This window comes from Dyadobacter sp. HNCC25DJ185, from assembly GCF_056895195.1.
Map to the genome: position 1 here is coordinate 226,950 of NZ_JBXHAR010000001.1, position 24,720 is coordinate 251,669.

The 24,720-nt window shown below is 52.0% G+C and carries 11 protein-coding genes; all 11 read left to right on the forward strand.

The genetic code is table 11. The annotated features are described in order from the left end of the window. Positions 1-6 precede the first annotated feature (6 nt). The 11 genes from AC1XUF_RS00985 to AC1XUF_RS01035 all read left to right on the forward strand — a co-directional run bounded on the left by AC1XUF_RS00985 (position 7) and on the right by AC1XUF_RS01035 (position 24,704). The gene (locus AC1XUF_RS00985) at positions 7-2,472 is read left to right on the forward strand and encodes a right-handed parallel beta-helix repeat-containing protein (RefSeq protein ID WP_483339693.1); all 2,466 of its coding nucleotides are present in this window, start codon (positions 7-9) and stop codon (positions 2,470-2,472) included. 32 nt (positions 2,473-2,504) lie between these two features. Beyond that, the gene (locus tag AC1XUF_RS00990) at positions 2,505-4,748 is read left to right on the forward strand and encodes a DUF7133 domain-containing protein (protein ID WP_483339694.1); all 2,244 of its coding nucleotides are present in this window, start codon (positions 2,505-2,507) and stop codon (positions 4,746-4,748) included. A 45-nt stretch (positions 4,749-4,793) separates the two neighbouring features. Continuing rightward, positions 4,794-8,231 carry a PVC-type heme-binding CxxCH protein gene (locus tag AC1XUF_RS00995; protein WP_483339695.1) on the forward strand — a complete coding sequence of 1,146 codons (3,438 nt, stop codon included), beginning with the start codon at positions 4,794-4,796 and terminating at the stop codon, positions 8,229-8,231. A gap of 48 nt (positions 8,232-8,279) precedes the next feature. Continuing rightward, entirely contained in the window at positions 8,280-10,415 is a 2,136-nt protein-coding gene (locus AC1XUF_RS01000) for a TIM-barrel domain-containing protein (protein WP_483339696.1), read from the forward strand. Positions 10,416-10,450: 35 nt separating this feature from the next. Next, positions 10,451-12,571: a right-handed parallel beta-helix repeat-containing protein gene (locus AC1XUF_RS01005; RefSeq protein ID WP_483339698.1), complete on the forward strand. Its 2,121-nt coding sequence runs from the start codon at positions 10,451-10,453 to the stop codon at positions 12,569-12,571. Positions 12,572-12,604: 33 nt separating this feature from the next. Continuing rightward, the gene (locus tag AC1XUF_RS01010; RefSeq protein ID WP_483339700.1) at positions 12,605-15,826 is read left to right on the forward strand and encodes an alginate lyase family protein; all 3,222 of its coding nucleotides are present in this window, start codon (positions 12,605-12,607) and stop codon (positions 15,824-15,826) included. 105 nt (positions 15,827-15,931) lie between these two features. Next, positions 15,932-17,974: a right-handed parallel beta-helix repeat-containing protein gene (locus AC1XUF_RS01015; RefSeq protein ID WP_483339702.1), complete on the forward strand. Its 2,043-nt coding sequence runs from the start codon at positions 15,932-15,934 to the stop codon at positions 17,972-17,974. Then, entirely contained in the window at positions 17,967-19,286 is a 1,320-nt protein-coding gene (locus AC1XUF_RS01020; protein WP_483339704.1) for a hypothetical protein, read from the forward strand. Before AC1XUF_RS01015 ends, AC1XUF_RS01020 begins: the two co-directional genes overlap by 8 nt. Positions 19,287-19,513: 227 nt before the next feature. After that, positions 19,514-21,877, forward strand: coding sequence for an outer membrane protein assembly factor BamB family protein (locus tag AC1XUF_RS01025; protein WP_483339706.1), 2,364 nt, complete (start codon positions 19,514-19,516; stop codon positions 21,875-21,877). Next, positions 21,874-22,776, forward strand: coding sequence for a sugar phosphate isomerase/epimerase family protein (locus AC1XUF_RS01030; protein WP_483339708.1), 903 nt, complete (start codon positions 21,874-21,876; stop codon positions 22,774-22,776). Before AC1XUF_RS01025 ends, AC1XUF_RS01030 begins: the two co-directional genes overlap by 4 nt. Next, positions 22,773-24,704: an FG-GAP-like repeat-containing protein gene (locus AC1XUF_RS01035; RefSeq protein ID WP_483339710.1), complete on the forward strand. Its 1,932-nt coding sequence runs from the start codon at positions 22,773-22,775 to the stop codon at positions 24,702-24,704. The genes AC1XUF_RS01030 and AC1XUF_RS01035 overlap by 4 nt, the downstream gene beginning before the upstream one ends. The last annotated feature ends 16 nt before the right edge of the window (positions 24,705-24,720 follow it).

Here is a 24,720-nt window from a genome sequence, read left to right on the forward strand (position 1 = left end):
GAGATCATGCGCCGGATCTCCGCTTTTGGTATTTGCATGCAGGATGTGTGGGCCAAGTTTTTGATTGTATGGCTGATTAGTGCGTTGCTCGTTCACCGGGCGGGAGCGACGAACTATTACCTCGCATCCCATGGAAACGATACCCGCAACAACGGGAAATCGTTAGCTTTTCCGTGGAAAAGCATTCAGAAACTGAATGCCGCCATACCGGATTTATTACCCGGCGACTCGGTGTTTTTCAGAAGAGGCGATATTTTTAAAGGCGGTATCAACATTGGCAGGAGCGGAAGGTCCGGGTCACAGATCTATTTCGGGGCATGGGGTAAAGGTTCCAGGCCGGTGATTTCGGGACTGGAAAAGGTCAGCGTATGGAGAAATGTTTCCGGCCATATATGGGAGGCAGTCTGCACATCGTGCGGAAGCGAATTTACCAACCTTTTGGTCAACGGTAAAAGGCAGCCCATGGGAAGATGGCCGAATGCAACCGATCCCAACCGGGGATATCTGAAAGTCAGCTGGGCATCGGGAAATAACCGACTGAGCAGCCCCGGCATCCCTGACCCGGAGATCTGGCAGGGAGCCGACGTCGTGATCCGCAATAACAGGTGGGTCCTCGAACGGCTGCCCATTCTTTCTTCCAGGAAAGACACACTTACGATTTCCCCGACACCCTACGAAATTGATAAGGAATTTGGCTTTTTCATCTCCGGTCACCCTTCGACGCTGGACCAGGAAGGCGAATGGTTTTACGACAAGCATACAAAAAAGATCCTGCTATTTTCAAAAGCAGACCCGGCAAAACTGCTGATCGAAGCCGCTGTTCAGAGAGCCCTGGTGCACATTGAAAAACAACAGTTCATCACCATAGAAAATCTGGTGCTCCGAGGCGCGCTGCATCACGCGGTTAGCGCGTTGGGATCCAGCCATTTAACCATCCGGAATACCGAAGCGCTTATCTCCGGCACCGACGCCGTATTTTTAGATCATTGCGACCATACTCTGTTCGAAAAAAATAAAGTCAGGATTGCCAATAGCTCGGGGCTTATGTTTGCGACCAGCCGCGATGCCGTGATCAGAAAGAACGAGATCCGGAATGTTGGCATGATCGCGGGCATGGGGTCTGGCGGTGCAAGCTACAATTACAGTGGGATCGCTATCTACGGAGCTTCCAATCTGCTGGAAAACAATCGCATAGATAGTGCCGGCTACCATGGCTTGCGGTTTGACGGCGATTCGATGACTGTCCGGAATAACGTAATTTCCAATTTCTGCATGGTCAAGGATGACGGCGGGGGCATCTATACCTGGGGCAACGGGGGCAGTAATCCCGGGGCCCGGCGCCGCATTGTCGGAAACGTAGTGTTTAACGGGATCGGTGCCGCGCACGGTACGGATGACACGCTACGGGTTTCGGCAGAGGGGATTTATGTAGACGATAAGTGCAATCATGTCGACGTCGTCCGCAACACGATTTTCCGGTGTGGGAATGTGGGTATTTTCATCCATAACTCCAGTAACATCACGGTCCGGAACAACCTGGCATATGACAATGGCATTCAGTTTCAATTGCTTTCAGCAGGTATGCCGCTTTATCCGATCCATAGTTGTGATGTCGGGAACAACACCTTCGTGGCAAAGAAGGCCAGCCAGCGTGTCGCCACTTTCATTACCGACAAATCCTGGCAGGACATCGGCAGCATGGGTACCCTCGATTCCAACTACTATGGTCGTCCCGCCGATCCGGAAATGATCTTGCTCTGCTCCTACAAATCGGGAGGGCGCGATGTGAACCAGACCTATTCACTGCCGGAATGGAAACAGATATCGGGCAAAGACCAACATTCCATGGGCGCACCCATCAGCTTTCATTACACGGTACGGAAAGTATTTCCCGGGAGAACATTGACCTACGGTTTTTACAACGCAGGGCGTGATATCTGGTATCCGGGCCTTCTAGCGGATAGCAAAACAATTGCCCGTTTGCGGGGCGAAGGTTTGGACGAGGGAATGAATAAATGGATGATCGCGTCCACGGATTGCGCCTTCGGGCCGGGAGAAAACAATCAGTTCGTATTAAGATTTGATACAAGAAGCTTGAAAGGCGGAGAAATCATCAAGGCCAATTTCAAAACAAAGGATAACCAGATTATCTGCACAAAGGAATTCAGGCTGACGACCGATTTCACGACTAATGAATTGCTTTTCATCCCAACCCGCAGAAATGAACCTTTCGAGCGGGTCAATTTTGAATTCAGCGATGCAGTAACTCCCGTCTGGATCAGGAATATTTCCTTCTGTGAGGTGGCGGTGGATGTGCCCGATCCGGCAGACCATATCCGGTTCGTCGTGAATGATACGGAGTTATCCAGAAGCGTGCCGCTGGAAAAAGGCCTGACAGATGTCCATGGAAAAAATACGGGAGATGTGAAAGTGTTAAAACCCTATTCATCAGCCATTTTTTTTAGAAAATAAAACTACCCGAGTGCCTATCCGAATACCTGGTTATGAATAAGTTGCTGATCATTGCCGCTTTTGCGGGCCTGCTCTTTCTGCTTTGTTGTACCCAAACCGACAAAGATGCATTGCAGAATCCCCCCCATCTTCCTGTTGAGAAAAATCCGGGCAGCAAGCCGCTGAGTCCGGAACAGACCATGCGTTCGATCAGGCTCCCGGAGGGTTATCACCTGGAACTGGTGGCAAGTGAGCCGATGGTGACGGAACCGGTCGCGATTGCCTGGGATGGTAATGGAAGGATGTTTGTGGCGCAAATGCAGACTTACATGCAGGACATCAACGCTACGAATGAAAATCTGCCGATCAGCCAGGTCTTGCTTCTAGAGGATACCGACGATGATGGTAAAATGGATAAAAAGACGGTTTACATCGATAGCCTGGTACTGCCGCGCATGATGCTTCCATTGGATGACCGATTGATCGTGGGAGAAACCTATTCCAATCATTTATACAGTTACCGGGATAAGAACTGGGACGGAAAAGCGGATGAAAAAATCCAGGTTTACGAAAACAACACACGCGACAACTGGAACCTCGAACACCAGAAGAGCGGGCTGATCTGGAATATCGATAACCACATTTACGTCAGCACCGGCCCGGTCCGCTACCGGTTTGCAGGCGGGAAAATGATAGCCGATTCCCTGCCGGAAGGTTCTCGGGGACAATGGGGACTTACGCATGACAATTACGGAAGGCTTTTTTATTCGCTCGCAGGCGGGGAAGTACCCGCACTTGGCTTTCAGCAGAATCCCGCATACGGCGATCTGGAATTTTATAAGTCGCAATGGGAAAGCGGATTCGAGAAAGTATGGCCGATCCTTTCCACGCCCGATGTGGAAGGAGGGGCGCACCGGCTTCGCGAAGACAGCACGCTGAACCATTTCAGCGCGAGCTGCGGACAATCCATTTTCCGCGGCGACCGCCTGCCAGGCGACCTCGTCGGCGACCTGCTGATCTGTGAACCGGTCGGAAGACTGATCCGGCGCGCCCGGGTCGTCAGCAGCCATGGAAAAAGAATGCTGAAAAATGCCTACCAAGAGGCCGAGTTCCTGGCTTCCACCGATATGAATTTCCGCCCGGTCAATACGGCCACCGGGCCGGATGGGAATCTCTACATTGTGGATATGTACCGGGGCATTATCCAGGAAGGGACTTACACGGGCCCTTCTTCCTACATCAGGCCGCAGATCCTGAAAAAAGGACTGGATAAAAATATCGGCAGGGGCCGTATTTACCGCGTGGTTCATGACGATTACGTTCGGGGAGGCAAGCCCCAATTGCTCAATGAACCCAGTAAAAAGCTGGTTGAATACTTGTCGCACCCCAATGGCTGGTGGCGGGATAATGCACAGAAATTGCTGGTGCTCAGGGATGCCCGGGAAGTAGTGCCCGATTTGCAGGACCTGGCTACCGGATCGATTTGGGACAGAATCCTATTTTGGAAAAGCAGTAACCGGCATTTGGGCAGGATCCACGCCTTATGGACGCTGGATGGTTTAAAAGCTCTTGACAAGACAACGCTCTTCGAAGCTTTCAAAGATCCGGACCCGCAGGTAAGGCGGACCGCTATCCGGCTCAGTGAGAACTATTTAAGGAAATCAGACCAACAGGTATTGGATCAGCTTGCTGAAATGCAAACCGATCCGGATGTTGACGTACGAACCCAGCTCGCACTCTCTCTCCGGTATTTTCAGACAAGGTCTTCCAAAGGATTGCTCGAAAATATCCTCAAGAGCGACAATAAGAATGAAATGATCGTGAGCGCTGTCAAAGGTTCCCTGGGTAAGTGGGAGACGGGCAAAAAGGTCGATCTCCAGATCAGCGGCCTTTCTGCATCGGATCGGGCGCTGATACAAAGGGGGGCGGTCATTTTCAAACAACTTTGCGCCACCTGCCACGGTTCAGACGGAAAGGGGTTGCAGCTTGGCGAAAGTGGGATGGCCGCGCCGCCACTCGCCGGATCGCCCAGGGTGAAAGGCGAAAAAAGGATTTTGATCAAAATACTCCTTTCCGGACTAACCGGTCCGGTGGACGGGAAAACATACCCGGGCATCATGCCCGAAATGCAACGGAATGACGACGACTGGATCGCTGCCGTGGCCAGCTACATCCGGACCAATCTGGGAAATAAATCATCCGTAATTACCACCGCCGAACTGCTTGAGATCAAGGCCAAGGAGCCCGGGCATTACCAGCCATGGACTTTCAAGGAACTGGGGCTTGCAGACAAATAGCCGGGTGATAAAATAACCTTTTTAACAATCGGGTAGCCTATTGCCATGGAATTAATCAGAAATCTCTTTTTCCGCTTCCTGCTCATTCCTGCCCTGCTGTTATTCACGGCTTCGGCGAATCAGGAGCGTGGAGCAGAGGTCCCCGATCCAAATGTTCGGAAGGAGCTCGAATCGTTCCGGCTTGCCGAGGGTTTCGAAGTATCGCTCTGGGCTGCCGAGCCGCTTGTGGTAAAGCCTATCCAAATGAACTGGGATGCCGACGGCCGCCTGTGGGTGGTCGGCAGCACGGCCTATCCGCACGTCACAACCGGAGAGACGCCCAATGACAAGGTGTTTGTGATCGAAGATACCGACGGCGATGGCAAGGCCGATAAGTCAACCGTTTTTGCAGAAGGCCTGCTGACCCCGACCGGGATCCTTCCCGGCGACGGAGGCGTGTACGTAGCCAATGCGACCGAAATACTGCATCTGACGGATACGGACGGTGACGGTAAGGCCGACAAACGGAGGAGGGTACTATCCGGGTTCGGCACGGGCGATACGCATCATCTCATACATACTTTCCGCTGGGGGCCGGATGGGACCATGTACTTCAACCAGTCGGTATATATCTTCAGTCATGTGGAAACACCTTTTGGGATTAGAAGGCTCGAAGGTAGCGGCGTGTGGGAGCTCCGGCCCAAAAACCTCAAACTGGATGTGTATGCCAAAGGGATGGCCAATCCTTGGGGATTTCAGTTTGATAATTGGGGCGAACCCTTTATGACAGACGGGGCGGGCAGCTCCGGGATCCATTTCGCGATTCCTGGAAATGCATTTGGCCTCAACCCAGGCCAACCCAAACATTGCGGGCTCGAAGTACTTTCCGGCCGTCAATTGCCCGAATCATGGCAGGGAAGTGTACTTACCAACGACTTCCGGGCGAATCGTATCAATCGTTTCCAACTCGAAAAACAGGCAAGCGGGTACGCATCAAGGCAAATGGAAGATCTGATGTGGACCGATCATATGGCTTTCAGACCGGTGGATATCAACCAGGGCCCCGATGGCGCCATTTATGTGGCAGATTGGTATAATCCCATCATTCAGCACGGAGAGGTCGATTTTCACGATCCCCGCAGGGACAGGGAGCACGGAAGGATCTGGCGTATTGTAGCAAAGGACCGGCCCTTGGTTAAAACACAAAAATGGAGTACAGCTACCCTGCAAGAACTTCTTGAAGCGCTGAAGCTGCCCGAAAACCAAACCCGTTCGCAGGCCAGACGGGTATTGAAAGACCGAGGGGCAGCCGAAGTAGTCCCCGCAATTCACAAATGGCTGGAAACACTGGATCAAAATGATGCCGCGTACGAACATCACCTGCTGGAAGCACTGTGGGTGTTTGAGTCCCTGGATATTGTAAACGAAACGCTGCTTCGAAAGCTCTTGACCTCGAAAAGCCCGGACGCACGGGCTGCGGCTGTGAAAGCTTTTCGTTTATGGGGCGGGAAGGTTCCCGGTGAACTGGAACTGGTCAGCAAAGCCGTCACCGACCCTATGCCGAAGGTAAGGCTGCATGCCGCCATTGCGTTCCGCACGATCCGCCAGCCAGAAGCCGCCCGGGCGGCATTGACAGTGCTGGACCAGCCGACGGACGAATTTATCGACTATGCGATATGGCAGACGATCGTCAGCCTGGAACCGGTCTGGATGAAACGGCTCAAAACGGATCCTGACTTTTTTCAGGATACAAAAAAGACAATATATGCTCTTAAATCCGTGAACACGCCTGAGGCAGTCACAGACTTGATGCAGCGTTATCAGAAAGGGCAGGTCCCGGGCGAATATGAGAAGGACGTACTTATCTCTATTTCAAAAAATGGGAGTTCGGGCGACCTGAACCTGCTTTTAGATTTGGCTATCAAAAATGCAAAGGAAGGCAATGCAGCGGCTGGTGCACAGTTAAGGGCACTGGAAGATGCCGCAAAGCAGCGAAATGTAAAGCCCGGTCGCGGACTGGACCGCGTTGCCGGGTTGACGGGCCACGCTGATGAAGCAACCTCGATCGGGGCCGTCAGGCTGATCGGGCTTTGGAAGCTGAACGAATCGGACACAGAACTGATCAGGCTCGCTAAAACGGGAGAACCCGATATGCAAAAGGCTTCTTTGATTTCACTGGCGGCTTTGGATCGGGCAAAAGCAGAAAAAGGGCTCATACATATTGCAAACGGTCCGGGATCGGCAGCTATCAGGCTTTTGGCGGTGACACAGCTGGTTCCGCTGAATGTGGCCGCAGCTGCAAACCTCACGCCAGGAATTCTGGCAGCCTTGCCTGAGGGATCAGATACTTCCCCACTTTTTACAGCCTTTTTTGCATCAAAAGAGGGTATCGGGACGCTTGCCAGGTCTTTATTAGCAAAGCCGATACCGGAAAAGATAGCCAAAGCCGCGAGGCAGGATTTACAGGTCAAAGTGGATGCAAACCGACAACAGGAGGAAGAGATCGTGCTACTGAAACGGGCGCTTGAGGCGTCGGGGGGCACCTTGCCGGTCGAGCGCATACCACAGCATCCGGGAGATACGGAAATCGCCGAGATGGCCCGGGCAGTAAACACGCTGGCCGATCCGGAACGCGGCGAAACTGTTTTCAGGAAAAGCAGCTGCCCCCATTGTCACGGCATTGGCGGTGCCGGTGGCCTGATCGGTCCCGACTTGAGTAGTCTTGGTACAAGTTCTCCGGTTGAAACCATTATCAAGTCAGTGATTTATCCGTCAGTATCTGTCAAAGAAGGGTTCGAGTTACATCGTGTTTTCAAGAAAGACGGCAGTGAGATCGTGGGTTACCTGTCGGCTAGCCGTCCATCCGAAGTAACGGTCCGGGATGTGAGCGGAATATCCATTTCTGTGCCCCAAAGCCAGATCCGGTCCATGGAAAAAATGCCCGGTTCACTCATGCCTGCGGGATTGGCCAGCGGTATGGAGAAACAGGAATTGATAGACCTCATCGGATTTCTTGCCAAACTGGGGCAACCCGGAAAATACCGCGTCCCCAATGCCCAGTTTGTGCGCCGCTGGCAAACCGTAGTACCGACAGCAGCTTTGATTATCCAATTAGGTTCAGAAGGACCGGCGTACGTCACAAAGCCCAGTGCAAAAGTTACTTTTCAGCCGCTGTACAGCAAAGTAGCGGGTGATCTGCCCGTTGAAGAACTGCCGGTGACCGAATGGGGCGGAGGAAAACGGTATAGCTTTATCCGTTTTGAAATAGAAGTGCTGACTAGAGGCATTGTAAATTTTGACATGAACACAACAGCCGGGTTCACTTTCTGGGATGGGAATAAACCCATGAAGTTATCCACTCGGGGTCTTGCTGCTGACCTTGCTCAAGGTAACCACAGCATTACCGTCGCCTTGGACAGAGATGTAGTGAAAGCAAGTTCGGTAGAGGTTCGGCTGGGCACAGAAGGTTCGACTGCGCAGGTGCGATTGCCGACAGGAAATTGAAATAATGACGAGATCAGAAAACCAACCACAAATTTTGAATAAAAACCAATGAAGAAAACCTTAGCCCTGTTTGCCCTTTTACTGCTGCACCTGAGTAGCTACGCCCAAAAAAACAGCCTGCAGTGGAAACAGGTCGCGCCGGGTGTCTGGAAGGCGGTTATTGGCTCGCCCGATCAGATCAGCCTGCTTTCTGTTGCGGGGATCGTCCCGAAAATCAGCGCTCTGAAGACGTTGGGAGAACCGGCTTTTCCGAAGGAACTGGCAGAAGGTGCCGGTGAAATCGTGGACGGAAAGACCTACCTGCGTTTTCCGCTGCAAAAGGGAGAACAGCTGTACGGCTTTGGATTGAATTTTAAGAACGTGCTGCAACGGGGGACCATCAAGACCCTGCATGTAGACCATTACGGTGGCCGGGACGATGGCCGCACCCACGCCCCGGTGCCGTTTTATATATCCGACCTCGGTTACGGGGTGCTGGTCAATGCGGCCAGGTACATCACCGTTTACGCAGGAACGGCTGTCAGGAAAGACAGCAGGAACCTGCCGCCCGAGCTCAACCGTAACCTCGATAAAAACTGGGACGCTCAGCCCTATTCGGATGCAGTTGAAATGCTGGTACCGACCAAGGGTACGGAAGTGTATGTGTTTGCCGGCAAGGACGCCATGGAAGTTGTGCAACGGTATAACCTGTATTCGGGTGGCGGGCAGCTTCCGCCCAAATGGGGCCTGGGCTTTACCCAACGGACACCCACACTGTATACCGATGCCGATGTGCTGAAGGAAGTCCAGGCCTTTGAGGATAAAGGTTATCCGCTGAGCTTTATCGGGCTGGAACCGGGCTGGCTGTCGCGTTCCTACCCCAACACCTTTGCCTGGGACAGCACGAGGTTTCCTAATCCGGGAAAGCTGCTGTCCGCGTTGCTCCGGAAAAATATCAGGGCCAATCTCTGGATGAACCCGTATGTGTCGACCTATTCGCCCATTTACAAGTCGGTATTGCCTTACACCGGTTCACACACCGTCTGGCTGGGTCGTATTCCCGATTTTACACTCAAGAAGGCGAGGGATATCTATACCGATTTTTTTACAAAGGAGCATTTGGATATCGGCGTGGCAGGCTACAAAGTGGACGAGGTCGATGGTTTCGATTCCTGGCTCTGGCCCGACGTCGCGACATTTCCGTCCGGACATTCTGCGGAGCAAATGCGGCAGACCTACGGGGTTAGTTTTCAGAAAATGACGGCAGACTGGTTTCATGCCAGAAATACCCGCACCTACGGCCTGGTGAGAGCGTCCAATGCGGGTGCCGCCGCTCTGCCTTATGTGATCTATAACGATTATTACGACCACCGGGATTTCATTACGGCGCTGTGCAACAGCAGCTTCACCGGGACACTCTGGACACCCGAGGCCCGGTCGTCGGGCTCTTCCGAAGAGTGGCTGCGCCGGATGCAGACCGTTTGTTTCTCTCCGATGGCCATGCTCAATGCCTGGTCGGACGGGACCAAACCCTGGACTTTTGCTGATGTGGCGCCGCAGGTGAAGGAGGTAATGGAATTACGGATGCAGCTCCTTCCTTATCTCTACACCACGTTCGCGCAATACCATTTTGAGGGTAAACCGCCGGTGCGCGCCATGCCGCTGGCGGAGGGTTTTTCCTTTGACGAAAAGGTGACCAAAGGGCAGGTCAACTCGACCTCCAATCCCTATGCAATGGCGGTGCGCCAGGATATCAAAGATCAGTTTCTGCTAGGGGATTATCTTTTGGTGGCACCCATGTTCGCGGGAGAGAAAAAGCGCAAAGTAATCCTGCCCAAAGGGAAGTGGTTCGATTTCTATACCGGCAAATTAGCGGGTGAAGGAGAGGTGATCGAAATAACCCCGGGCCTCGACCGTATTCCGCTTTTTGTGAAAGACGGCGGGATCATTCCGCTGATACCCGCGCTGCTGCATTCGCCGCGAAAAGACGACGTAGTGCCGCTGACCGTCCGTTACTACGGCACAAAACCTGCAACCTTTAAAATGTACGACGACGACGGGGAGACCTTTGACTATGAAAAAGGGGTTTTCGGCTGGAGCACATTGTCTGTCAGGCGCAACGCGGCGGCCAAGCCGGAAGGCGCTCTTGAAAAGGGTAAGATTTTTCATTATGATAAAATAACGTGGGTCTATATGACCGAATAGCATTGCCGAATTCCTAAATCCTAACCATCCTAAACATGAATCCTTTTTCTTTGAGGATTAAGATCCTTGTTGCCTTTTTTTTAATTCTTGCCCGGCTTTCTTTCGGGCAGGCCGTCTTTGTGAGTCCTGCCGGGAATGATCGTAACCCCGGTACTTCCCAAAAGCCGCTCGCGACACTGACTGCCGCGAGGGACAAAGTAAGGCAGCTCCGAAAACAGCAGGCTTTCAAAAAGCCTATTGAAATCATCGTCAAAAAAGGGCAGTATCGTATGACCGAGCCGCTGGTACTTACTACCGATGACAGCGGCACGCAGGAATCTCCTCTCATATTCAAAGGAGAAGCGGGAAGCACGCCGGTTTTTACCGGAGGGAAATCGCTTGGAAAGTTTGAAAAAGTGAATGAGGGATTGTGGAAAATGAGTATCCCGGAGGTGAAGCATTACGGCTGGTATTTTGAGCAGCTTTTTGTAAATGGACGGCGAGCCCAGCGGGCACAGGCGGTCAACGATCTGTTTATCACGCAGCCGCTGGCTGTAAAAGAGACCATCGTACTCAAAGACACCACTTATGCCAACGACTTTGCTGTTCAGAAAGTGACCTTGCCGGTGGAAAGTGCCAAATGGCTGAAAGGGCTGTCCAAAGCGGAGCTCGACGATGCCATCATCACATTTTACCACAACTGGGACATTACCCGTCGCCGTATCGCTGCTTACAGTCCAAAGGATACGGCTATTTTTGTGACAGGACAAGGGCAAAAGCCATGGAATGGCATCAGTTCCAATTCCCTTTTTAATCTTGAAAATATAAAAACAGCACTGGACGCGCCAGGGGAGTGGTTCCTGGAAAGAGCGGGGACACTTTACTACAAGCCGCTGGCAGGGGAAACCATCGAAAATACCAAGGCGCTCGTGCCGGTTTGCGACCAGCTGATTGTGATTGCAGGCGATGAAAAGGAGGACCGGCGGGTATCCAACATCCGGTTTGAAAATCTGTCTTTTGAAATGACAAAATACCGTATGCCACTCTCGGGAGAGGAGCCTGCACAGGGTGCGCACCATATCGGGACGGCGGTCGCCCTGGACTATACGGATCATATCTCGTTCGTGAATTGTGAAATAGCCCACACCGGCGGCGGGGCGATCTGGTACCGCAAAGCCTGCACGAACGGGAGGGTCGAAAGATGTTTTCTGCACGATCTGGGTGCCAGTGGCGTGAAGGTAGGCGAACTTTCCCAGCCGCTAAAAAGTGATGAGCTGACCAGGTTCATCACTTTGGACAACAACATCATGTCGGCTGGCGGAATGGTTTTTCCATGCGCCGTGGCAGTCATGATTTTCAATTCCAGCGATAACCAGGTCACCCATAATGAGATCAACAATTTCCAGTATTCCGGCATTTCGGTCGGCTGGACGTGGGGGTACAGCCATAGTCCCGCCAAACGGAACAAAATCGCATTCAACCACATCCACCACCTGGGCTGGGGCGTGCTGAGCGATATGGGCGGGGTATATACCCTGGGCAGTTCGGAAGGAACGGTCGTTAACAACAATGTGATCCACCACATTTATTCGTTCGACTATGGTGGTTGGGGACTGTATACCGACGAAGGTTCAACCGGTATCGTGATGGAAAACAACCTCGTGTACAATTGCAGAAGTTCCGGTTTTCACCAGCATTACGGCAAAGAGAATTTCATCCGCAACAACATATTTGCCAATAACATCAATGCGCAGCTGCAGGCGACCCGGGTGGAAAAGCACCGCTCTTTCTCTTTTACAAATAACATCGTCTACTTCGACAAAGGAGATCTGCTGAGCAATAACTGGGATGATATCGACATTGTTACCGACGAAAACTGTTACTGGGATACCCGCACCACGGATATTAAGTACAAGAAAAAAACATGGGCTGAGTGGCAGGCTGCAGGCAAGGATTTAAAATCAGTGATCGCTGATCCCGGTTTTAAGAACATCAAAGATTTCGATTTCAGCCTCACAAACCCTCAATTATTGCAAAAGATTAATTTCAAAACATTCGATTACTCCCAGGCCGGCGTGTATGGCGCGGCCGATTGGAAGGCAAAGGCCCGGCTGGACCCAAAGCTGGAACATATTTTCGATGAAATAGTAACCGTCAGAGAAAAGGGCAGGAAGTGAAATTCAGGAAAACGGGTCGCTACTATCCGGCAAATGAAATTTACTAATGTGATACCTTCCATTTTTTGCTGGCACATTTTTGCCCTACGCAGGCTTGCCTTCCTGCTGGTAACCGGCCTCTGCAGGCTTGCATCGGCGCAAACAGACAAGGGATTCAGTACCGCATGTATCCAGAGGTTCGGTCGTATCAATCAAAAGCGAAATAGCAAAGCATATAAGAATATGAAAAACCTGCTCTTCCTCATGCTCGCCCTATTGTCCCTCCCCGGATTGGCCTACGATCATCCCGGAGGGATGCACCCGCGCAGCCAGATCGAATTTGTCAGGAAAAAGGTGAAGAACAAGGAGCAGCCTTTTTATGATGCTTACCGGGAACTCATCGCTTATGCCGATTCGGCCGAACAGCATCCCGAACACGCCCTGGCCGATTTCAATGTGCCCGGTTATTACATCGAACCGCAATTGCACGAGGAACGCTCATTGAGCCTCGCCTCAGACGCATTTGATGCCTATGCATGCGCGCTTGCTTTTCAGCTGAGCGGGCGGGAAGTATATGCAAAAAGGTCACTTCGTTTTCTGAGCGCCTGGGCGCTCAAAAACAAAACCTATTCGAACTACGACGGGAACCTCGTCATGGCCTATACAGGTACAGCGATGGTGATCGCCGGAGAGTTGCTTTATCATTACGATGGCTGGAACAAGCCCGACAAAGCAGCGTACCTGGAATGGGTGCGCCACGTGTATGGTAAATCCGTGAACGAAATACGGAACAAGAAGAACAACTGGGCCGACTGGGGACGGTTCGGCTCGGTGCTGGTTGCACATTTACTGGACGACAGCCAGGAGATGGAGGAAAACGCGCGGCTGATCAGGTCGGACCTTTTGTCCAAAATTGAGGAGGATGGTCACATGCCAGAAGAAACGCGCCGGAAGGCCAACGGGATCTGGTACACCTACTTTTCACTTGCGCCGATCACCGCTGCTGGCTGGGTGATTCTGAATGCCGGTGGGGGAAATATCTTTGGGATATCCCAGGGTAATCGCTCCATCCGTTCGGCAGTTGATTACCTGTACCGGTACAATCTGGAACCCAAATCGTGGCCGTGGTTCCCGGATCCGGTTCAAGGCAGCGCGAAAAGCTGGCCTGGCAATCTCCTCGAAGCCATGTCAGGTATTTTCGGCAAAGAGAAATACGAAAAATATGTATCGGCAGACAGGCCCATCTGCTACAATACCCATCATTTTGCCTGGGTTTTTCCAACCTTAATGCCTTTGCGCCCGCAGGGTTATACCGATAGTTTGCCAAAAGTGCTGACCGGCGACTATGTAGACCTGATCAACCGGGAGCTCAGGCGAAAGGCCATTATACAGTTTCAAAACCTTCGGTTGCCGGCAGATAAAAAAGAATGGGATGGCCACCGGGCGCAATTGCGGAGCAGGATTTTTGAAAAAACCGGGGCGGTCGTCGATCATAACCTGCCGCTGAACTACCGGGAAACCGGACGGACCCAGCTGGCAGGCTACTCGGTCAGGAACATTCTTTTTCAGACCAGGCCAGGTATTTATGCGACCGCCAACCTGTATGTTCCGGACGGTGAAGGCCGTTTCCCTGCCGTGATCGCCATGCACGGGCACTGGCCCGATGGTAAGACGGACGAAGTGGTGCAATCACTGGGGCATACCCTTGCGCTGAGCGGATACGTTTGTCTGGTAAGCGATGTCTGGGGATCCGGCGAGCGTACGACGGTTCATGGCGTGGACGAATACCACGGCTCAAATCTGGGATCTTCCCTGATGAATGTGGGCGAAACACTGATGGGCGCGCAACTGACAGACAATATGCGTGGGGTCGACCTGCTGGCCTCCCTGCCTTATGTGGATGCGGGCCGCCTGGGTGCAACCGGGGCGAGCGGCGGCGGCAACCAGACAATGTGGCTGGCCGCGATGGACGACAGGATCAAAGCTGCCATGCCCGTTGTCAGCGTCGGTACTTTCGATTCCTACGTGATGGGCGACAACTGCGTATGCGAACTGCTGCCCGACGGGCTCACCTTTACTGAGGAATCGGGTATTCTGTCCATGGTCGCTCCACGGGCATTGAAACTGGCAAGCGCCCTGCGGGACGATAATCCCACCTTCGTTCCAGCCGAAATGATCCGCAGCTTCAGCAATGCCCGGCCTGTTTTCGATATGTTAGGCGCAGGCGATCATCTGGCCTATCAGCTTTTCGATACCGGACATGGCTATATGCCGGAGATGCGGGAGGCTATGCTGGGCTGGTTTTCTTTGCACCTGAAAGGAACTGGCGATGGTACCGCTATCAAGGAAACTCCTTTTCAATTACTCAGTGCCGACAAATTGCGGGTTTTTCCCCATGGCGGGAGGGACGCTGCGGTGAGGAACATCGCGGAGTATTGCGTAAAAAGAGGAGCGGAACTGAGGGGCGCTTTCATGAACAACGGCGCTTTAAATGCCGATCAGAAAAGGAATGAGTTGCGCGCGCTTTTGAAGCTGGACAAACCCGCCACCCTTGTGGAGGTAAAAAAGCACGGGAGCGAACGCGGCTGGCAGCGGATCTCTCTGAAGACCAGCGAGCACTACTTCATCCCAATATTGCTCAGATCACCGCAGAAGGGCTCCGACGAGTATGTGATCGTGATACGACCGGAAGGCAAGAGTGCAGTTGAACCGCGCATTTTGGAACAATACAAAGGGAAAGGCATCCTGCTGGTGGATTTATGGGGAACAGGCGAAACCCTCTCAAAGCTGACCATTCCTTTCGATACCGGCTTCACACCGTTCCATACATTGGAAAGGTCCACACTCTGGCTTGGAGAGACGGTCATGGGACATTGGGTCACCGACCTGAATGTGGTAACCGCCTATCTCAGGCGGCTGAACCCATCGGCGACAATTACGGTTGACGCCGGAAAAGAAACAGGCATATCCGCCTTGCTTTTTGCAGCGCTCGGAGGAAAGGTGAAAGAAACGATTCTCCGGGAAACGCCGGTCAGTTATCAGTTTGACCAGAGGCAGGGTGTTGATTTTTTCAGTATGGCCACGCACATTCCCGGTTTCCTGAACTGGGGAGATGTTTCGCTGGTGGCGGCATTGGGTGGACAGCCGGTTGTTTTCAAAAAGCCGGTCACCATGTCGGGACGGGCGCTCGATGCCGGCACGATCTCAGATTTTAAATCGGAATTTGATGTGGTCAGGAGAAAGTGCAACCAATCTGGGAATGTGTCTTTTGAATAAAACCGCAAAACCATTTTCAGGCAGGCATGTCCGGTGCGCCTAGGGATTGTATTATTAACGGACTGCCAACCTGGTTTTCAAGAGGGGAAAACAACGGTAAATCCAATGCGGCGACCTATTCTCCGGAACAACCGCGAAAAGTATATGATGGTTATGGATCATTTTTTGTTGTTTCAAAACAAAGGCCAGCACTTCTTCCGGTGGGGAGGATCGCTCATTTTCCTGTTAATCGGGATGCTGTGGTTACCGTCGCTGATGCAAGAAGATACAGGGAGTTTTCCTGGAAACGAGGGAACGAAACATGCTCTTTTTAATGCATCTGCTTTCGAGAATGCAAAACCGCCAGTCACTTTATATGCTTCGCCTGATGGTGCGGGTAGCATTTGTTCTAAAGAACATCCAGGATCACTAACAAGTGTGCGGGATAAAGTCAGGACCCTGGTTCCCGCCATGGATCAAAATATTGTAATCAACCTTTTTGGAGATACTTATCGCATTAAATCGACTTTTAACCTGGGTCCGAAAGACAGTGGCCGTAACGGCTTTTCCGTTACCTGGCAGGCTTATCCCGGTCAGATCCCGTTTTTTAGTGGAGGTACCGAAATTACGGGATGGACTTTGTACGATCAAAGGCATGACATCTGGAAGGCAAATGTCGGAAGCTCCGTCAGGTTCCGGCAGCTCTATGTGAATGGTGTGAGGGCGGTCAGGGCCAGAATTCCAAACTTGACCTGTGAATTGGACAGGGGCCCTTATTCCCGGTTATTGTCATGGAATAAGGGGCATCCGGTGATCCATGCATCGTTACTGCCCGGATCGGTCGGCCACGGACAGCTCGAATTCTGCGTGAACAAATACTGGCAGCATTTAAGATACAGAATAGCCTCCTCGACAATAAAAGGGGACAGTGCCATTCTCTCGTTCAGTATGCCCGAGGCAGCAACAGCACCTCAGTTTACAAATGACAATGCGCCTTTTATGCTCGAAAATTCCCTTGAACTTCTCGATGCGGAAGGCGAATGGTACCTGGAGCCGGATGGCGGAAACCTGTACTATAAGCCGCGGAAGGGAGAGGTCATGTCGAAAGCAACGATCGTTGCCCCCGTCCTGGAAACGATCATGAAAATAACGGGAACCACTGCCACCAGTGCTCACGATCTCCGTTTTAAAGGAATTACCTTCGAACACAGCACCTGGCTTGGCCCCAATGACCGTGGATATACCTGCGTACAGGCTGCCATCGGTATGGCTATTCCGGGTATGGTCGAAGTTTCCAATGCAAATCATATTCTTTTTGAACGAAACCGTTTCAGACATGCGGGCGGATTTGGACTGGTGTTCCTGTCATTGTCTCTTCACAACAGCATCGTCGGGAATGAGGTTACCGACATTTCTGCCAACGGAATTGTCATGGATCCGACGTTTTACCAGGGAAGCTACCAGGACGATGTCTATCCCTGGATGATTTCCGAAAAAGCAATGGCCAAGTTATCAGCTGGCAGCAATGATGATGTCATTAAAAATAACCTGATTGAATTTTGCGGGCGGGACTATTCTGACGCCGTCGGGATTTACGCATCTTTCCCAAACCATTTAGTGATCGAACATAATGAGATACGAAATCTCCCTTATTCGGGTATCAGCGTCGGGTGGTCGTGGCGAAAGGAAAAAACACCGTATCAGGATGTGGAAATCAGATACAATAAAGTACACGATGTTTGCCAGACTAATCCCGACGGAGGGGCTATCTACAGCCTTGGGACTGTGTCGGGAAATGGGACACGGATACACCACAATTATATCTATAATGTGACCAGTCCAAACGGGTGGGCGCCCGACTGGCCGATAGCAGGCCTTTATTGTGACGGACCAGGAGCCACCAACGTCTTGCTCGATTCGAATGTACTGGACAATTGTAATTCCGCCTTTCAGAACGGGACACACACAAGCAATCCGGATCTTCGGTTTAATCACAATGATTGGCAATGCCCGAAGCTATGGTCTGGCAATGGCGCAGGGAACGACAAGGAACCGAACACAGCTGCCAAGGATTCGGGGAATGTAAGGGTTACCAGTAACCAATGGCCTGTAAAAGCAATATCGGTTATGAAAATGTCCGGAATCGAGCCTGGCTACAAACATGAATAGGGAAACATTTTTACGGAAAGCCGGCATCCTGCCATTGGTCGGGTTCGCATGGCCGGGCTATGTTCAAACCTCTGAAGCGCATCGTCCGGATCGCGGATACAGGGATGATGAAAAAATAACGACCGACTATTTCGATGGGGCCTTTCCTCCCAAAGTCTATGGAGGCTCTTTAGATGAAGTAGCACAGACCATCCAAAAAGTGCTTGAAAATATTTTCCGGGATCCGTATGGAATGATGCGTTCCGGGGTAAATGGAAAAACGATGAAAATACTGACCCCGGCGGAGGTCATCGACAGACCGCATGGGGTAGGGGGATTCGCCGAAAATGCCTGTATTCCTGACGAGGCAAAGGCCACATGGACCAATTATGAAAACTTCGGCATGGCGAGTGGCACTTACCTGGAAGCGTTATGTACCAGGGCTCGTGCAACAGGAGATCCGGCGACGCGGGATTTGGCGAGGAAAACGGTCGAAGCCATCGTTTTGCTCTGGGAGAATGCTGCGGTGATGGGGCATCCTTTGGGCGGGGAAGGGAGAGGGTGGCTTCCGAAGCCTTATCTCGGCATACAGAATCTGGAAGGAATGTTCGAATGCAGCGTAGACCAGTATTGTGAAGTCACCCTGGGACTTCACAGTTATTATCTTTTCCTGGCAAATGCGCATGAAAAACGGACCATTGAAAAAGTAATCGTTTCCTTTGCGTCATGGTGGTATGACCACGATTATTGCGGTGTTTACTTCGGCAAGGCTATTTATTGGAAACGCCTTAAATGGCATTCCATTGCGGCATCTTTTTTCCTGTATGTCAACAGCCTGGCCAGTACCTGGGATCCGGACCCGAAATTCAGGCAAGCCTTCGACATCTGGTACCGGCTGAGGGATAACTTGCAACCGGCTGGTAATGAGGCGAGCTTTGTTCCAATGCACGGGATGACGCTCAATTGTATGGAACGTCTGCTTGTTCTGGAACCCGACCTTTCAAATCTGTGGAACGATGTAGTCGACTATCATATTCCGTTGCTTATCAAGAGTGTTGACCCTGTAAATCACCCCTTCCCGCATATCAACGCCCTTGCCTACGGAGCTGATTATCTCGCCACCGCGCATCGGCTTCGGCCTGGCAACAGCTACGACAGCTTGTCGGAAAATTGTCTCAAAATGACCAATAGCCGGGCACATTTTTACCATCTGAAACGTGGCCTTCCTTTTGATGGACTTAACAAAGCCGTGACGGGGGACGATTATAAGAATTTGTTTATGTGCGAAACACACGCACATTGGTTAAATGCTTACTGGAACCGTAAGGCATAGGATCGCGGCCAATCTTTTGACTTAAAAACCCCTAAACAATTTTCAGGCGGGCATGTCCTGCGCCTCTGCCAATTGTATTACTGAACAGACACCCATCTGCTTTTCGGGAGCGGAAAGACATCGCATTTTAATGTGCATATAGTGTATAGCGTTAGCTGTATTCCTGGGATGACTGCGCACTGATTTCGCGATCGGTCACGGTTCAGCGGGTACAGGCAGCTTTGGAGATGATGATCAATTATAGAATACCGGCATTTAAGACGATTTTCCTGAGCCCTCGTTCCGGCAACTATGCCGTGGGGCGAGTCACCATCACCTTTCTGATCATTTTGACAGGATGCTTGGCCCACCGCCGCACGCCGAAAAACGGTCATACGGAAAGTCGCGTAGGTGATCCGCACCGTTCGTGGTGGGAATATGGGGGCGGGCCGGATCAATCGAAGTTTACCTGCCTGACCCAGATCAACAAGTCGAACGTGACGCAGCTGGAAGTAGCCTGGGAATACCCAACCGGCGACAGGTACCAGCACAATCCCATTATAGTGGACAGCGTAATGTACGTCATGGCTAAAAACGGGTCGCTGGTAGCACTCGACGCGGCAACCGGGAGAGAGTTGTGGATACACGCCAACCTGCACGGGATATCACGGAGGGGCTTTAATTACTGGGAAAGTAAGGACCGGCGAAACCGCCGTATCATGCTGACCATCAACAACACCGTCCAGGCAATCGATGCCTGGACCGGAAAATCGATTATGGATTTCGGAGAGAACGGATATGTGCCTTTGAGAGAAGGGCTGGGACGAGAGGTAAGCAAGGTTGTGAATGTACAATCAGGCACGCCGGGGCGGATTTTCGAAGATCTGTTACTGGTGGGTTCTGCTACCGGGGAGGATTATTTTTCAAGTCCGGGGCATTTGAGAGCGTACAACGTGATCACAGGAAAGCTGGCCTGGATTTTCCATACCATTCCCCAGCCGGGTGAATATGGGTACGATACCTGGCCGAAAGATGCTTATAAATATGCAGGAGGAGCGAATACCTGGGGTGAAATCACGCTTGACGAAAAGAGAGGCATCGCTTATTTCCCCATCGGCGCGCCAACCTACGATTACTACGGCGCTGACCGGATCGGCAGCAATCTTTTCAGCAATTGTCTGCTGGCGCTTGACGCCCGCACCGGGAAAAGGCTCTGGCATTTTCAGGCCGTGCACCACGACCTTTGGGATTATGACCTGACGGCCGCCCCGCAGCTGATCACGGTAACCCACAAAGGAAAAAGAGTAGACGCCGTAGCCATTGCCACCAAACATGGTTTTCTATTTGCTTTCGACCGGGTTAACGGGAAACCATTGTGGCCGGTTGAAGAAAGACCTGTGCCTGTGAGCGATGCTCCCGAAGAACAATCCTGGCCGACACAGCCTTTTCCAACCGTCATCCCGCCTTTCAACCGGCAGCTGCTGACCGTCGACGATGTGAACCCCTACCTGATTGGGAAGGAACATGATGATGCGATGAAAACGGTGAAGGAAGCAAAAGGCGGCATGTTTACGCCGCCGTCGCTGAATTACGAAACCATTGCCTTGCCAGGGGCCGTGGGGGGCGCCAATTATGGCAATACTGCCTCTTACCCCTCTAAAGGGTTGGTCTTTGTTGCTTCGCAGGATTATCCCTCTGTTTACAAACTCCGTCCCTTCAAACCCGAGCCGGAACCTGAGGCACCTGCAAAGGTGGTAGCGGTCGATGATGGCGCGAAAATCTATACAACCCATTGCGGGGTCTGTCATGGAGAGGACCGTGCGGGAAAAGCGGGGCCTTCTTTACTGAAACTTGGCAGCCAAGTGAACTTTGAAAATTTCAAATGGACGGTTTCAAATGGAAAGGGCCTGATGCCGTCGTTCAGGCAGATCGATGACAAAAAATTAACAAAACTCTACCATTACCTCGCCGACCAAAAAACAGAAAGTGCGGTGCCGCATGGCGTGCAGGCGCTGCCAGCAACGGTTCAGGTACCCGTTTTGCCCGAGGGGCCTGTTGTTGCCAACGGATCTGTCCCATTGAAGCCCTCGGACCCGCCGAAACCCATGCTGTTTTATCCCGATGGCGTGAAGCATCCCCGGCACAAGTATACTTCAGGTTGGGGATTTTCGCCTGAACTGATTGCCCCGCCCTGGTCGATCATCACGGCTTATGACCTCAACAAAGGAGTTATTATCTGGAAAAAACCATTGGGCCATGACGATCAGGTACCCCGCAGAGACGGGCACGACCTGGGCCTGTACATGGGATCTCAGGGAACCGCCATGGTGGTTACGGCTTCGGGAATTGTGTTTTCAACGGCTAAGGGTGGAAAAGTGATCGCCTTTGATATGGAAACCGGGCAGACACTCTGGACGAAACATCTGCCATACGAAGTATCCGGCCTTATGTCGATGTATGAAGTAAATGGCCGACAATACCTGGCGGTAAATGCGACGGACCAGCTGAAAGACTGGATGAACAAGCCGGCAGAGCGCTGTATGAAGGCTGCGGGCTATGTGGTATTCGCTTTGCCCGAGATAAATAACAGTCCCAAAACCAAACCTGAATGAACAGAAGCGCATTTATATACAGATCTTCCGGACTGGTACTGACCATTTGGGCGGGCCCTTACTTACCAGCGGTGCGAAAAGATGCGATGGACCGGATCGCCATGGGTACCGTTCTGTTCCGGTACCGTTTTAAGCAAACGCTCCCCGCTGAGATCGCGGTGGTCAGGGACGAACTGAAGCTGACGGATATTCCGCAATACTATCACAAGCGCTTTGGCATCAAAAACATAGAGTTTTGGAGCAAACATTTTGAATCACTGGATGCGCCTTACCTGAAGGAGGTCAGGAAAAGTATCCGTGAGGCCGGGTCCAGGCTTATCAATGTCCAGATCGATGAAAGCTACAATCTGGCTTCACGCCATGAAGAGGAGCGTCTGGCCAGTATGAGGCTGGTGAAAAAATGGATCGACGCCGTTTCTTTTCTGGGATCAAAGGCGATTCGGGTCAATCCGGGAAGCAACAAAGGCAGCATTGAAAACAGCATCCGTTCCATGAAAGAAGTGAACCAATATGCGAAGCAACGAAAACTCATTTTGCTCAATGAAAACCATTTTGGAATAGAAATGGACCCGACCCTGCATCTGCGGATTATCCGGGAGGCGGGGCCCGGGAATATGTATACCCTGCCCGATTTTGGGAACTATGAACCCGCAGACAGGATGGCGTCATTGACGAAGATCATTCCCTATGCCTATCTGATATCGGCAAAAGCGGACCGGTTCAATGCCTCATTTGAGCACTTTTCATTTGATTTTGATGCCTGTGTAAAGCTCGCAGAGAGCCTGGGTTTCAGGGGTATTTATTCGGTTGAACAATGGAGTGGCTACTACCAGGACCTGGATTATGAAAAGGTAGGGGATTGGCTCATTGAACATGTCAAAAGCAATATCCGCCCATGAAAGCATACCTATTCCTGCAAGCTGCGCTCTTTCTGATCAGTCTCGGATGGCAGGCGAAGGGTCAGTCATTTGTGAATGAAAATCCCGGGACCGGCCTCTCATTTGAGCCCGATGCGCGTTTCAAAGGCGCTTCCCTTGCGGGTTGGCACAATTTGGGTGGAGTGAAATGGGTAGCAAAAAGCGGACAGATCACCGGTACAGGAGCTTCCGCTTCATCCACGGGTGTGCTGGTTTCCGGTCAGTCTTTTCAGGACATCGGCCTGCATGCTGCCTTCAGAACTTCGGAGGATGCTGAGGCGGGTTTTATTTTTCGCCTGGAAAAAACAGACGCCGGTTTCAAGGGTATCCTGGTCTCGGCGCGGAAAGGGGAGATCACTTCTTACAAAGTGACACTGGACCAGCAGGGCAGCGTGACGCAAAGAACCATTTTACGCAACGCCGGGGGCACCAGCAGAATAGTGCCCCCTCCCCGGGACGGAGATGAACCAGGAAAACCCGGAGGCAGGTTAAGTACCGGGAAAGCGCCCGACCTGCTCGCTTTTCCGTTGCAAAGGCCCGAAACCGGTTTAAGGTCAAATGCCTGGAACCAGATTGAAATCTTTCTGGACGAAAACATCATCCGTTCGTTCTTGAATGACGGCGATGAAATTGCAGGCGGTGCCACCGAACCGGAAGATGGAAATTTCGGGCCCTTTGCTTTTTATATGGCGGGCCAGGGCGAAGTATCCTTCAAAGATGTGGTTTACAAGGATTTATCCGTCAAAGTATGGCCGAAGGAAAACGTCTCCCGGCGTTTTCGGGCCGAGCGGATCAGCGATATGTATTATTCCTGGGGTGTGAGTGCAGGGGATTATGATAAAGATGGCAATATGGATATTGTGTCCGGTCCTGTGCTTTTTTACGGACCAGATTTTACAAAGTCAAGGAACATATACCCCGAGTATCCGTCCAATCCGAACGAGTTTGCGAACGTGAACTGCCAGTTTACATTCGATTTCAACCGCGACGGCTGGCCCGATATCCTCAACAACCCGCCGGGCGCGACCGTTTATTTCAATCCAAAAAATGAATCGCGGCGGTGGGATAAAAGCAGGGTGGTGAAGGATGTAAATACCGAAGTGAACCTGCTGGAAGATCTGGACAACGACGGCTTTCCGGAATTCATCTTGTGCACGGCAGGTGCCGTGAGCTTTGCCAGGCCCGATCCTGTCGGCAGCAGTCTTCCCTGGAAAATCTACCCGGTTTCCGAGCAGGGCTACGCAATGGCGCACGGACTTGGTGTGGGGGATATCGACGGCGACGGACGGAAAGATTTGTTGAATCCCAATGGTTGGTGGGAACAGCCCGCAGACCTTGAGAAAGGCAAATGGACGTATCACCCTGTCGCTTTTGGAAGGTATGCCCACAGAAGTACTGGCGTGGGCGGCAGTGTCATGGGCGTGTATGATGCGAACGGGGACGGGCTTGCCGATGTGATCACCAGCCTGAATGCGCACGGCTTCGGATTGGCCTGGTTCGAACAAAAGCGGGATGGCAAAGGAGGAATTTACTTTGTAAGACACATGATCAGCGACGATTATGGCGCAAAAAACGCGGGCGGCGTAACGTTTTCCCAGCCCCACGGCTCAGCCGTTGCCGACGTCGACGGCGACGGGGTGCCCGATTATATTGTAGGCAAACGTTACTGGTCGCACCGAGACAATTACCTGGATCCCGACGCATTCGGGCCGCCCGTTTTATACTGGTACCGCACCGTACGTAACCCTGCCGCGCCAGGCGGCGCCGAGTTTGTCCCGGAGCTGATCCACAACAGATCGGGCGCCGGATCCCATTTATTAGCCATGGACATGAACAAGGACGGTACGATTGACATCGTATCGTCCAACAACAGAGGCACTTTCATTTTCTGGAATACACCCCGGAAATAAGTGTTGCTCCAATCAA